The organism is Cognaticolwellia mytili, from assembly GCF_002104475.1.
In the GTDB taxonomy this organism is placed as follows: Bacteria; Pseudomonadota; Gammaproteobacteria; order Enterobacterales; family Alteromonadaceae; genus Cognaticolwellia; species Cognaticolwellia mytili.
The window spans coordinates 223,592-238,326 of the sequence record NZ_NBOF01000003.1 but is presented as its reverse complement, the minus strand read 5'-3'; the positions used below and the strand labels follow the sequence as shown (position 1 = coordinate 238,326).

Genomic DNA, 14,735 nt, shown 5'->3' with positions numbered 1-14,735 from the left:
GATTTTAAAATTAGTATTAAATTTAGATTCGGATTTCTTTTTCGATGCTTGCTGACTTATCGCCCAGTTCAACATCAAATTGTTTTATAAATTGTTCAATAACATCGGCTTGTTTTTCGTTAAAAACACCATCTAACCCCATATCGTGAATTTGAGTAAATGGCGCATCATACAGTTGTTCTATTTGAATAGAACCATAACGAATTAAGTGGTTCTTTAACATGCTTATAAAGCGCAGTTGTTTAGCGTTAACATGAGTATGTATTTCTTGTACAAACTCCATAAAACTTTGCTCAATAGCAGCTTTATCCATACCGACTATGGTTCGAAGGATTTTGTCTAGGCTTGCTGATGATTCAGGGAAAAATTCTTTAAGAGTATTTAAATCAACTTTCGGGTTTTGGGTATGCACTAATGAGTTTAGTTGTGCTAAATCATCTTTACTCACCGCAATACCCGCCCGTATTTTTTGCAAAACAACATCAGTTTCGAATAATGGTGACAGTGTTTTTTCTACCTCTTGACGGAATATTTGATAATCAATAGACACAATTTTGGTTGGCCTTTCAGTCACTATATAATCTGCTGCATCTTCTTTAATATCTAAGATGAGTTCTGGCTCAGGTACATAAGTACCTTTGTCACGCAAATGGATAATGCTACGCAGTGCTATGCGGCTTTCTTCTAATGCTGCAAAGGTTAAATCTTGCCAATAGGCTTCAGTTTGTATTTTGGCAATATCACTTGCTTTAGCTCGCACTTCATTAAGGTGCATTTGCAGCGTTTCAATCTTGCTCATTACACTTTGCTTGGCCAAATCAATTTGACTTGGATCGATATATACCAAGGTTTGAATAATTGCCATTTCATTATCGAATTTATAGGCTTCACTTTGCCCCATGATATTGCGCCATTGCATCAGTGATGCTACATGCTCAAACAAATTTGTTTTCATTTGCGGGGCGAATTGGTTGAGTGCTTTTTCATCTTTACATGCTTCAACGACCTGCCAGTTATCTCGAACAGCTATGGTATTCATATCAAGAGAACATACATCTTGATGAATTAATTTAATCACTTCATCAAAAGTTGCCACATCGGCTTTTTTAAGCGTGGTTTCAGCCAAAGTTAAACGTGATTCAAATAGCTTTTGAGTAAGCGATTTGCTTTGCTTCACGTCTTCTTCTTCTGGGTCCATATCGAAGTAATCGAAGTTTTCCCAGTGATCAAATATCAAGAAGTGTGATTTATCTTTGCCTTTGCCATAGAGGTCTTTACATAAACGTGTGCCACGGCCAATCATTTGCCAGAATTTAACTTTTGACTTGATTGGTTTAGCAAAAACAAGGTTTACACATTCAGGTACATCGATGCCTGTATCAAGCATATCGACTGACACAGCAATACGAACGCTATTTTCTTCACTTGATTTAAAGTCATCAGTGAGTTCTTCTGCTCGTTCGAATTTTGAGTGAATGAAACGACAAAAATTACTACCAAGTTGCGGATACATTTCACCAAATAATTCAACCAATAGTTCAGCGTGAAGTATGTTACGAGCAAAAACAATGGTTTTCCCTGGCAGTTGTCCATCAACATCACGTAAACCTTTTTCCATTAAGTTACGTAAAATAACACGATTGGTATCTTTATTTTTAACAGCTTCATCAACTTGCTTGGCGTCAAAGTTTAGCTCGTTAGGATCGATACCCTGTTCTTCAAGCTGAGCAATTTGTTCGTCTGTTAGGTTATCTTTTTTAATGCCTTCACGTAGAAATTTAGTGGTAAAACTGACTATTTTATAAGGAACTAAGTTTTCTTCTTCAATCGCTTGTTCTAACGGATAGTTAGCTGTTGGCAGTTTGAAGTCACATCCAAATAACTGACAAGTTGAACGCGATACCATTTCGACAGGTGTTGCGGTTAAACCGATCTCTAGCGCATCAAAGTATTTAAAGATATCACCATAGATATTATAAATAGAACGATGTGATTCATCCGCCACTATGAGATCAAAATACCCAACATCATATTTTTGAAATATACTCATCATGCCTGGGTATGTAGCAACAAATACACGAGCACTGTCTGCCAATCCTTTTTTACTTTTACCAACAACATACAAAGGTTCATTGGTATGTTCATTAAAGGCATTGCCCGCTTGTTTTCGTAGTTCTTTTCGGTCACATAAAAACAATACTCGCTTAGCCCAACCTGCATCTAATAATCGTTTAGCTAATGCTATAGAAACACGGGTTTTGCCTGTTCCTGTTGCCATAACAACAAGTGATTTACGATGGTTGTCAGTAAAGCGCTCGCTAACACGAGTAATAGTTTCAATTTGATAATCGTAACCTGCAACATCAATATCAATTGGCGTTTGGTTTAAATCTTTTTTAAGACTGCGTTGTTTTATTAAATATTGCAGAGAATCTTTTGAATAGTAGCCATACAGCTTACGGCTATTGTAACCCTGAGCATCGTCTAAAATACGGATATCATAGCCATTAGAATAGAAGATTACCGGGCGTTGGCCATATTGAGTTTCTAAAGCATCAGCATAAATTTTGGCTTGCTCACGACCTTTTTCAGCAGAGTGTTTAGCAGCTTTCGCTTCTATAACTGCCAATGGCTTTCCATCGTCATCCCAAAGCACATAGTCAACTCGGCCATTACCTGTAGGTGTTGGCTGGTTAGTTACATCAACTTCTTTACCAACTTCATCAGTGCTCGATTCATCAAGCGATACATCCCACCCAGCGGCACGTAAGTCCATATCAATAATACGAGCGCGGGTTTCATTTTCGCTAAAGTTAAAGCTTGAGGTGATTTGTTTATTAAGACCTTTAACTTCAGCCACTTTCGCTTGGTTGATAGTTTGTTTAAGTTTGGCAGCTTCAAGTTGTGCTTGTTTTTGCGCTTTTTCTGAAGCTTCTAACTCTTCTAGTGCTAACTTTAGACGAGCTTCGTTATCCGCTAACATTTGAGAAAGTTGTTTATTCTTTTTAACAAACTCTGCATTGTCTTGGTTTTGTGGCTGTTTTTGCTCTGACGCTTTGAATATTGGGCAATCAGCTTGCTTACCATTGTCATATGCCATAAATAAATAACTGGCAATGAAATAGCTTTCTTTTAATATCCAAATCGCTTGCTGTTGATCAACCTGACCTTGGTGAGCAGCTTGGTTACCGCTTTTACGAATAGCATGCAGTTTGTCGGTAATAAGACTTGGCACGACACTGGTGAAATCGTCAGACGTGAGTTTATCGTAGATAGTAGAATTAGGAAAAACAGGCAGTCGTAGCTCTTTATAGAGATAACCAACAACTTGCTCAGCAAAACAGCGTAATTTAACTAGTGCGCTTTGGGGATCATCAATAGCATATTCTTCTGCAAATGCAGCAAGCTGATGTAACTGTGGCCACTTTTTTTGAATATGTTCAAAATTCATTGATTGCTTCATTCCTGATTGATTCCTTGTGTCCATATAATGCAGCTATAATGCCTAATAGAAGAGCGGGAAATATTATATGCTTCATAAACCGAGTTCTTTGATCTAATTTGTTAAAACTTGATGATTTATTAAATTTAACATTTTTTCAGCATTCGTTTTATTGTTACCAGCGGCTTTCAAAGCAGAAAAAATATATTTTTTCTTTTGGATATCAAGAGTATCACTAGTATTTACTTGCTGTCCAAGCGTTAGAGTAACACTTGAAATTTATTGTTTATTTGTACGAATTACTATGAGGCGTAGATGTGGCTTCTGTATTTAGTTAATTGAGTTTAAATAACACTTGTAACATACAGTTACCTATTTGCTAACCTATCTATAGCTGGCTCATCAAAAACACTGAAATCATCACCTTTGATGCTATTTTTTATTTCTTCTTTTCTCGCTTTACGTTGTTCCTTGGTTATACCAAATATTTCATGATGTGCAGTATCAATAATACTGATAGCCTCATCTCGGGTAACTAAGTTTAGAAACTCACCGGCATTTATAAAACCTTGAATGCGATGTTTCATGGCTTCATCAACTTTTTGTATTTTCACCAAGGCAAAGTGCTCTAATAACTGTCGGTGACACTCTTGTGTAAATTTGGGTTTATCCATGGCTTTCTCTCCCTATTTTTTATTGCTAGCATGTTCATCATTTTCTAATTGTCAGCACGGTTATAAATTCGACAAAAAGTTGCATATGCGCTTTTTCGCGAATGCGCCGTGGCTTTTACTGCGCAGTTCTTTCAAAAGCATATATGATAAGCGCTACAAAGGCATTCTCATTTTATGAAAATGCCACTATCACTGCGCAGCATCAATCAATTTATGGCTTAAACTAACTGCATACGAAGTTCGCTGTTATTTATATTTAGTCCCGTATTGACCTGTTTATGATGAACTTTTAGTTAGAGGATGATTCAATATTGCATTGGACTTTATATGCTGTGGCCTAACATGACATTAAGCGTTTTGATATTCCGACAATATGTCGGTCACTTTTTATGGCATTACTGTGAACGTTATTCTGGATAATGTAACCCTAAATCTGGTAACTTATCACCCCATTGAAGTAACGCATCACGACATAAGTTCATAGCAGTGGTTTGTATATAACTTTGGTCAAGTTTACTCAAACTATGATTAAGTAATAATTCACCAATGATGTAATCCACACCTAATTCTAACCAAGAGCTACGGGCATGTTTTCTTATATCATGTGCTGTCCAGTTTCCTTTTGCCATATGACTAACTATGCGAGAGCTGACATTGGCACTCTGTGGTTTTCGTCGGTTGCTCTTTTGTGGAAATAAGTATTGAGAGCGCCTATGTGTGTATTGATAGCGCCGGTAAGATTTTAACCAACTAACCGCTAGTGGTGTTAACGGTAATGTATGGGCCTTTTTTGTTTTGGTTTTGCTTGCCGGTATTCGCCAGAGTAGATTCGTAAAATCAAAATCATCCCAACGTGCCGTGGTTGTTTCTCCGATACGCGTACCGTGAAGTACAAGTAATACAATCAACATTCTATTTTCTATTGAAAGCCCACCAAAATTTTTAAATAGTATTTTTAGTGATTTATCATTTAGTCGCCCTGCTTTAACGACTGGTCGCCGATGTGTAAAACTGCCAAGCGATAGTTTTTCCACAGGGTTTTGTGGAACATGCTTGAGCTTAGTTGCCCAGGTAAACATTGCATTTAACGTAACCAGTGCAAGCGATATAGTGGATAACGCCAGCTGATTTTGAATAGGAGTAAACCAAAGTTTATCAAGCAAGCCATCTGTTATCGTATTGATAGGTATATTCACCAAATACGGCTTAATGTGGTTAGTTATTAACGACACGGTTTGCTTAATTGTTTTATCACTAATTTGTTTGTTGCTTTTAGTACGTACGATATACCAATCACATAAATCTCCAACCAAGGTAAATTCACTTTGATTAAAATGCGCTTCTTTGAGGTGAATATTGTTCATAGCCTGCAATGCACGTTGCGCACTAACTTCGGGAAATTTACCAATACGCACCATACTATCCTTACCCTTTGCATACATGCGGGCATAGAACACACCTTTGTCCCTATCCGCTTTGCTGTACCTAAAATACAGCGATTTTTTAGGGTCTCGTAATTGCGTGACTGTCACGCTATTTTTCATTGAAGCAATGGTACGATTGGAGATAGCTATTCGTTGTGTCGTCATTCTAAGCCCTCCTTCCACTTGAACTGAATTTCGACTTATCGTGCGATAAAACTAGTTCGACAAAGTGTTCGTTAAAGGTAGTGCCACAATACTCACTTACGCTTTCTTTCAGTGCTACTTCATCAAGAAACTTAGGTAGTTTAAGACTTTTAGGACTCCCCTCCCGAGAAAATAACGTACTCGCTGCTTCATTATCTCCTAAGAGCTTTAAGCAGCTGCCAAACGTAGGGCCATATTGGTGCCTCGCACTGGCAACCGTGCGGCTAAATGAGTTTGTCCGCTCTAAAGCGACTTCTCGCTTTGGGCAACGGGGTGTTGCCGTTTTGATTATTCTTTTATGTACTTTAGGGTAAGCACCAACAAAGTAATCATCAGGTTTAAGCAGCACATCTTCACTAATGACATGGTTATTCTTTCTTCGCAATGTGACTTCATGACGTGTCCACAAGCCATAAAATGGGTGTGCTTTAGCAAGCTTCAACTCTCGCCATTTTTCATAAGCACATAACGATTTAGCTGAATCACTACTCCCTAAATATTCAGTGCCCTTGTGCTTTTCTTTGGGGTTCCTGACAGGCCTTGCCCCTTTTACTGGATTGTAGTCGCCAGCTGAATAAGCTTTTTGTAGATAGCGCAAATTAAACTTACCGCTGTAATCATCAACAGCAATATCTAATTCTGTAATTTTGCCTGCATATTGCTTTAAAAGTGCATAGATTGGTTGCCACTTTTGCAGTGAGGCACTCACATACTGACAACCATTGCCCGATAGCCATAGTTGAATAATACCTTTTTCTATATCCCACTTTATAGAACCGCAACCGCTATGAGCTTCATCAAGTGAAAACAGTTTATTTCCATTTTGATGATGACGTAATGTCGCCTTTTTTGTTGAAACGGCTATTCCTATTTGACGTAAGTACACCACGAGTAACGCTTTAATTTGCTTTATTTTTTCTGCTGATTTTTTATGAAAAACCACTTTAATTAAATCAATATTTGAAATCATTTTTTCCTGTGATTTTTCCGGACAATGTGTCTGGACTAAATACCCAATATAGTCATAGCTTGATGCCTCATTAATACTGACGTTATAGTGATTAACTGTCTGTAGATATGATCCTGTTGTTATCTGGGTAGGTATAAACGGCTTATTTAACTCAGTTGATTTCATATAACATCTCCTTACCCAAGTTGACTGCGTTGAGCAACTAATTCAGCAACAAGTTGTTTAATTTCATCTTGTGATTTACCTGCACACATTGCAGCAATAACTAATTGGGTTTCATGCTCAATCCAGCCAACAGCTCGCAGTCCACCTAATGAAATAGGTGGAGGAACTAAGCCTTCCTTAATTCGAGTATAAAGTGTTGATTTCTTAAAGCCGTATTGCTCTAAAACTTCACGTTGGCGCTGAATTTTTAATGGTGAATTTAATTGGAAGACTTCGGTCATGTTTGATCCTTATTGGAGTTGAAAACATGGCGAATTATGCAGAAGGAAATCGACGCACTACCCGTGGCTGCGTCGATTTTGAAAATTAATTTATTTTTTTATTTGCTCATAAAAAAAGCGTGCTGATAGTTTAAAATCAAGAATATTGTCTGGAGCTTCTGGTGAGCTATGTAAAGTACCATCATCAGGTAAGGCATTAAGCTCATCATCAGTTAAACTTAAAAAAGACTCTTCGTTAAGTTTTAAATCTTCAAAAGCCATTTGATATAACCATTTGTCTGCTGCTTCTGAACCTTTTGTTTTAGCACGAATCCTTTTTCCAGATGCTTTTCTTAGTGCACAATCTTGGGTATATTTCTTATTTGCCCACTCTTTTAATTCAAATTTATATTCATTAAGTAAGTCACGCTCTTCTTGAGTTGCGCCTATAGTTTTAGGCTTACGTGCTGACTGAGCAATTTTAGAAACAAAAACATCTTTAATGTTTCTAACCAATTTTGTTTTTGCCAGAAGTAAATCAACAGCATTCGCTCGGTTAAATAAACCGGCGCCCCTTAACTCCTCAGCAAACGTATTAAAAAAGGCAGAATCTTTTTGTAAACCTGATTCATCAGCCTGAATTGATTTTATATCGCCCATTAAAAGCTGTTCGTACAGCAATGCTTGCACCGTAACTAAGCCTTTTTCTTTCGACATGGCTTCAACTTTATTAACAAATTTACTTCGTATAGAGCTTTCAGCAACGGCTGCAAGTGAATTGGGATCTAAAGGTTCGCTAAGTGTTTTATGAATCCGCGTACCAAATGTAATTAATGCTTGAAGGTCTTTTCTTCTCTTCTCCGAGCGCTGTGTTTTTGTCAACTGAGACATATGTCGTGGAGATCCCATAAGGAAACTGATAAGCACAGGATAATAAAGGGAATAGCGTAATAGTGCTATATAAAGCAGCTAAAATAACCCAAAAATAGAATTTCGTAATAAAAAATATGAAACACGTTACGACTTCAGAACCAAGACTTGATACGATGCCACAATTTACAATGTGACGCCTATTTTATAGAATAAAAGAATATTCGATGCATTAGCTAGCTCCACCCACCTTCTTAACGTTATGTTTTAAAAACTATTTTTCTACCAACGAAACTGAAAGTTAGCTCTTTGAGATTCGGATATACTATCTGAATCAATCACAATATGCGCTTGTACTTGCAAACTATATGTAAAATTGAAGCCGGTATTACGCATATTTAATGCTGAATATGGAATAAAGAGTACTTTTGTAAAGTTTTGATCCATAGAATCTGCCATTTCTATTTGGCTACCTGTAACCACTTGACCTGTAATATTACTAATGAAAACCCTCTCATTTATGTTAGCCATTAATGGCTGCACAGAATTAAAAAACTTCGCACCCAACATAAAACTCTCTCCCTCGGCATTTAGTATATTACCAGACACAGAAATAGCCATGCCTGGAAAACTTGCATTAAACTGCGGATGGTTTACTGGAACATTATGCTGTATTCCTGTTATTTGAATATCACCAGAAGGGTCAAGATCTATTGGCGCAATGAAATCAGTAAACAGGTTTGTGTTTGATGTAGAGTTGTTGCTCGCACAAGTAAGAGTAAAATTTGAACTTCTATCAATTTCTATACTGTAAACTCCACTAGATTGAAGGCCATTTTGTTCCGATATACCGTTACTTTTAATCTCGCAGTGCGAAGAGTGAACAGAACTCCACGATAAAGTTAATTTATTTTGTTCTCTGCTTTGGATCTTAAAAGAAGTGATTTCTACTTTAGGCTCTTCTTTTTTTACTAAAACAAGTTGTTTCGCCACAACTTTTTTGTTTTGTATTGAGCATGATAATGAGTACATTGTATCATCATTCACAGTGACAATAGTGCTTCCCGACAATGGGACTGTACCGACGCCATTATCAATAAAACACTGATCCACATTTTTGGAATCCCACTTTAGAGTTGTGGATGCCCCAGATTTAACTGGGTTATCCTTCACTTCAAAGTTTTGTATTATTGGTCTTGGTAATACAAGTATTTTTATTTTCCGCGAATCTGTTGAAGCTCCACTATTACAATTTATTTCATATTCAGTTGTTGCCACAGGGCTAACAGCTCTCTCACCTTTAAGTTCAGAGCCAGCAGCTTGATCTACAAACCTACATTTTTCTGCATTTACAGATTCCCAATATAAAATTGTTCCCTCTCCAGAGATAAGCGCGGCATCCTTTGATCTCAAAACAGGAATTGAAACTTTACCTCCAAAAGATAATACATTACCTACAGACTGAAAAACCTTATCTATGAAAGTTGATTCTTCAAAACTATCTGCCCGATCTTGATCAATAAAAAAGAAATTTCCCTCACTAGAGTCATTGTTTGGTCGAAGATCTCCTCTGCGCGGTGTTTGAACTGAAGTAACACTAATTGTTTGATAATTTATATAGCTATAGAGCTCATCAGTTGTAACAATTCCATCACCTCCCTCTGGAACTAAATCAGCACCTCCTCTAATACCATCTAAAACAAATTCGAAAAAAACGCTTCCTTCACCGACTTCAGGTATAGAATATGTTTCTTCGAGCGTTCCTCCAGCTGTAATCGCGTGTGCTCCACGCTTTCTTGGCAGGTACTTTTTGTTACCAAAACTAGAACTCAAAAAAGAACCTGCATGGCATGCATTAAGTAAGACAAGAGTATGATGAGATTTATCCATAACTCTTTTTATTAAAGGACGAAGGATATCTACACCAATGCTGTGTTCCAAATCATTGAGACTGCTTGCAGACGACTGAACTAAGTAGCCGTCTTCTCCATCCAAGTTACCATGTCCACTATAAGCAAATAAAAACCTTGATTGAGGGAATTTTTCAATTTTAGATTTAAAATAAGTTTGTAAAAAATATTTTAGGTTTTCATAATTGACATCATCGTTCGTTAATACAACTACTTCATCAAAGAACTCTTCTTCTTTTAAATACTTAGTAATAGCTTCTATGTCTTTTTTTGCTGGCGGCAGGTCACCAAATTCATATTCCCATACGCCTGCTACTAACGCAAAGCTTCTTCCAGCTTTCGCTCCCCCAAGCCTAGGAGCTATTTGTTCACTATAAACACTTTTAGAATTATCATATTTAGAAAAGTATTTTTGATATTCTTTTGGGATCTCGGCAGAAAACTCTGTAGAGCTAGCTAAATTTGAAATGTTCAGCAATAAAATCCAAACTAAAATACTTATGCAATTTTTTTTCATAGATTAGCCTTTTAATTCTTTCTTGTTAATTTTCTCGAAAATACTTTTCCAGAAAAAACCGTTCTGAAACGCTACGAAAATTAATGAAATCAGCTTCATGTCGTCAATGGAATTAGAAGTTTGAACTAAACCAACAAGTGGAACCATTATGATTGGTGAAACAAGAATTGGTTTTAAAAATATGGCTAATGAGAATGAAGTAGAAAAATAAAAATAGTTTGCTGCGATACCTAGCACCAAGGCCAAGTACATCATTAAAATTGTAGATAGTGGGGTAACTGAACCAAAAGAAACCTTGGGAAATGGAAAGCCTGTTAATGTATAAAGTATAAAAAATACAAAAAAAACAACGACTAAGTTAATAATAAGTACTTTCCATTTCTTATTATTACCCCATTCATATATAACGTAAATAATATATAGCACTAGAGAAAACAGGAGTAAATTGTTCAATAGAGGAGACATCCATAACCCTTTTATTCTTAGTTCCTTTTATTTACTATACCAGTTAACTGTCTAATTTCCATACAGGCACGCGAACTTTTAATTTACCTGTAAATCACTGTTGAACTCCCCCAGTTATAATCAATAATAGTCAATCAAATACTACTAGCTTGATCATCAACGTTCATTTTAAGTCCACTCAAGCGTTACAGTTGTCGTTATTTTACCCTTAATAGTCGGTAAACTACTTTAACCTAGAATCAGTTAGGTATGAGGACGACCAAAATAGTCATATGTCCCACATTGTTTTTATGGTAACTAAACTCTTTATCACAATAAAATAACCATTTTTTATTGCTCTAGGCCCTAAAATGACAACTTAGAAATAGTTTTGAGTTTATGTAGCAAAGCTTGAAGCTAATATCTGCGATTAACTATAAGCTTCAATTTCACATTCAAAAGAACTTATGGCTATCTCATTTAGAAAGTTAATCTTTAAATTAAACACTATTTATACTACTTTATAATCAACGTTGTTCCATACTACGAGCTATGATTAATGCAGACCTATAAATGATAGTTTTGAAAAATGGAGAGTAATCAGACAAAGTACCGTGCAATTAAAAAATAATTTTATATTAATTTTTTAGCTAATTAGTCCCCTGTTCAAGTCAATTTATTACGCTTTTTTATAGTAACACCCAAAGTAACACTAGAAGAAAAACAAAATACAATTAACGTTAAATATCAATAAATTAAAGATTAAATTAAGTTCAGGGAGGGGCCACCATTTCTACAAACTTTTCTAGTAGTAACCTACTAATACATATCTTTTTTTCTACTAAAAATTATAAACTGATACTTTTAAATTATTGAACTAATGATTTATTCAATAAATATTGATTTTTACTTATCACAACTATGATTAAGATAGATGAACAAATTTATAGATAATAGTTTCTGAAAATTCATTCTCTATTGGCATAGAGATATTAACGAATAGCTAAAAACTACTTGCTGAAAAAAAGGCTCTTACTTACGTAAGAGCCTTTTAATTAGTATATTTTTATTTAAAACTTATAACTTGCTTTAACATACATAAAACGACCTTGGGCACTATGTGTACTATTCACGTAGCCCATAAAGTCATGATAGCTAAATGGAGGCTCTTCATTAAATAAGTTTGTAGCGCCTAAGCTCAGCGTGGTGTTTTCAAAACCAATGTAGTTAATTGTAGTATCTACTGTTGTCCATGAATCAATATCACTTATACCATCAGCGGCAACAGAAGCATCTTGCTTAAATTCGCCAATATAATTTATTGCCATACTTGCATTCCAGTCACCTTTAACCCAAGCAGTATTAAAGCTCCAACGTACTTCAGGTTGCTCAAAATCACCTTCTTGAGTATCAATTCGCATACTGCCATCTGCGTTAGGGCGTGCATCTTCATACGATAATACATAGTTAAGGGCATATGAAAACTTGAAGTCACCCATATCAGTCTCTAAGCCATAATTAGCTTCGATATCTAAACCCGAAGTGGTAACGTTGCCAATATTTTCGAATTGATCAAAAATACGAACAACTTCGCCCGGATCGCCGGCAATATTAGAAGGTAAACGCTCAACAACGCTTGGATCATTACCTAAAGTACTAAACTTAAATTGAGTATCTTTTGTAATAACGTTTTCTATATCATAATCATAATAATCTACTGAAAAGTCCAAATTATCAGTGGCCTGGTAGATCATACCTAAATTATAACTTTTCGACTCTTCCGGGCCTAAATCATCATTACCTGAAAGTACGGCAGTATATTCTTGAGGTTCACATGCTTTGTTAATATTGCCTACAGCGGCACACCTAACAGAATCGACCAAGTTAGGTGACTCATCAGTATTACCTAAGCCTATTTGATGTAATGATGGCGCTCTGAAAGCGGTTCCATAAGAACCACGCAATGAAAGCGAATCTGATGCTTGCCAGATAAAGGCTACTTTTGGATCTGTTGTTGTACCAAAATCACTATAATCTTCGTGGCGTACTGCTATTTGCACTTCTAAATTATCAAGTACTGGAATAGCTAATTCAGCAAAGATGGACGTATTATCACGAGAGCCATTAGCTTGTGTTGCTTCAGTACCAAAAACTTCACCGCGTAAAAATTGGTCATCTGGATTATCAGCAATACTTTCTTCTCGGTATTCAAAACCCACAGCTAAACCGAGGTCGCCGTGTTCCATTTCCATCACTGAACCACTTATTTTACCATCAAATGATTTACTGGTTGATTTACCAATACGTGAGGTAGTCGTTTCAATAAAGTCTAATGACTCTTGGCTGTTACTTGATGGCTCGAAAGGATTCCATAAACCACTATCTATCGCTTCTTGTACTCGGCGAGAATTAGGGAAACCATTTACACCACGCTCAGTGGATGTACTTTTAATATAGTTATAAGCAACTTCCCAGCTCCAATCCTTAATTTCACCTTGTAAACCAAGAATTGAACGGTAGTAATCTTTGGTGACACGTTTTTCACGATTACCGATGTCCAACATACGTCGACGCATAGTTAAGTCTTGTTGATAAAATTCGTGTTCAGGCAAGTTTGCAAATGGGTGATTAACATTATCCCCAGACATAAACAGTTCATTAAAACTTGGGCTACCTGCCCCGCGAATAGTGGTTTTTGAATGTTGACCATTTAACTCTGCAAAGCCACGTAAATTATCATTAATCTCATATTTCCCCATGTAGATAAAACTTGCGCGTTCGCTTGCTGGAACCGAAGTCATTACTGGCGCATAGTCATATCGGCAAAGGCTTCCAACAATATCTCCTGCCGCGCAAACATCATTACCAAAGGTATCAGGCATGCGGTTAGTTGGATCACTTTTCAATGCGATTGTACCGGGGAAACCGGAAGAACTTCTAAAATCTGTAGCGAATGAGTCATTAGGTCTCAGCGCAGCTTGATTTGATGATTTTGAATAATCTCGATCACCATAAAGTATTTCTTCACGCTCAAAGTAGTCTAAAGCAAAGGTATGACTAGTTTTTTCAGTAGAATTCCCCCAAACAATACTTATATTTTGTTCTTCACCACCGCCATCAGCTGTATCACCAAATTTCGCAGATATTTCTGCACCTTCAATATCATCACGTAAAACAATATTGATTACACCAGCAACAGCATCAGAGCCATAAGTTGCCGACGCGCCATCTTTCAAAATATCGACACGCTTAATTGCTGCTAATGGAATATTATTAATATCAACAAATGCGGTATCAATATTATTTGCAAATGGTGATACAGATACCCTACGGCCATTAACTAAAATTAGTGTTGAATCTGCACCTAGACCACGTAAAGAAACACTAGAGCCACCATTACTGGTATTATCGCTACTATTACCTTGAGTAGAAAATGTGCCTTGTCCTGCCATTGGTAGTTTCGTAAATAAACCAATTAAATCGGTAACGCCACTATTAGCGATATCCTCAGAACTGATTGAGGTTAAAGGAGATGGTCCTTCCATGCCAGTTCTCTTAATATGAGAACCTGTAACTTCAATGCGCTCAACATCGTCCGCTTCAGCTGCGACAACAGAATGACTTTGAGTGACAAATAGTGCGGCAGTAATACTTAAGGCGAGAGCGTGCTTACGACTGTTTAATACTTTCATACTTTATTCCCTTTGCTTTTATAATTATATGTTTTTTATATATTTATTCCATCTACATCATTAAATGGCTACTTAATTAAAAGAAGCCAGCAAGTTTTTATAGCAAATAAAGTTAAGCTTTGATAGATAAGTTCAATATATAATCATCTAAAATGTAAACATT

9 protein-coding genes are annotated in these 14,735 nt (G+C 36.4%); all 9 read right to left on the bottom strand.

Annotated features, from left to right (window positions below; genetic code table 11):
- Positions 1-22: 22 nt before the first annotated feature.
- On the bottom strand, positions 23-3,487 hold the full coding sequence (locus tag B7C41_RS10630; protein ID WP_235839693.1) for a DEAD/DEAH box helicase family protein: 3,465 nt from the start codon (positions 3,485-3,487) through the stop codon (positions 23-25).
- Between the two features lie 323 nt (positions 3,488-3,810).
- Positions 3,811-4,116, bottom strand: coding sequence for a hypothetical protein (locus B7C41_RS10625; protein ID WP_085298903.1), 306 nt, complete (start codon positions 4,114-4,116; stop codon positions 3,811-3,813).
- A gap of 407 nt (positions 4,117-4,523) precedes the next feature.
- Positions 4,524-5,705: a tyrosine-type recombinase/integrase gene (locus tag B7C41_RS10620; protein ID WP_085298902.1), complete on the bottom strand. Its 1,182-nt coding sequence runs from the start codon at positions 5,703-5,705 to the stop codon at positions 4,524-4,526.
- 1 nt (position 5,706) lies between these two features.
- Positions 5,707-6,879 (bottom strand): replication initiation factor domain-containing protein, encoded by a 1,173-nt coding sequence (locus tag B7C41_RS10615; protein ID WP_085298901.1) that lies wholly within the window; start codon positions 6,877-6,879, stop codon positions 5,707-5,709.
- 11 nt (positions 6,880-6,890) lie between these two features.
- A complete protein-coding gene (locus B7C41_RS10610; RefSeq protein WP_085298900.1) occupies positions 6,891-7,160 on the bottom strand; it encodes a helix-turn-helix transcriptional regulator in 270 nt (89 codons plus the stop codon).
- A 90-nt stretch (positions 7,161-7,250) separates the two neighbouring features.
- Positions 7,251-8,030 carry a hypothetical protein gene (locus tag B7C41_RS10605; RefSeq protein WP_085298899.1) on the bottom strand — a complete coding sequence of 260 codons (780 nt, stop codon included), beginning with the start codon at positions 8,028-8,030 and terminating at the stop codon, positions 7,251-7,253.
- 261 nt (positions 8,031-8,291) lie between these two features.
- On the bottom strand, positions 8,292-10,436 hold the full coding sequence (locus B7C41_RS10600) for a caspase family protein (RefSeq protein WP_085298898.1): 2,145 nt from the start codon (positions 10,434-10,436) through the stop codon (positions 8,292-8,294).
- A gap of 3 nt (positions 10,437-10,439) precedes the next feature.
- Positions 10,440-10,901, bottom strand: a complete 462-nt coding sequence (locus tag B7C41_RS10595; protein WP_085298897.1) for a hypothetical protein — start codon at positions 10,899-10,901, stop codon at positions 10,440-10,442.
- 1,049 nt (positions 10,902-11,950) lie between these two features.
- Positions 11,951-14,572: a TonB-dependent receptor plug domain-containing protein gene (locus B7C41_RS10590; protein WP_085298896.1), complete on the bottom strand. Its 2,622-nt coding sequence runs from the start codon at positions 14,570-14,572 to the stop codon at positions 11,951-11,953.
- Between the last annotated feature and the right edge of the window lie 163 nt (positions 14,573-14,735).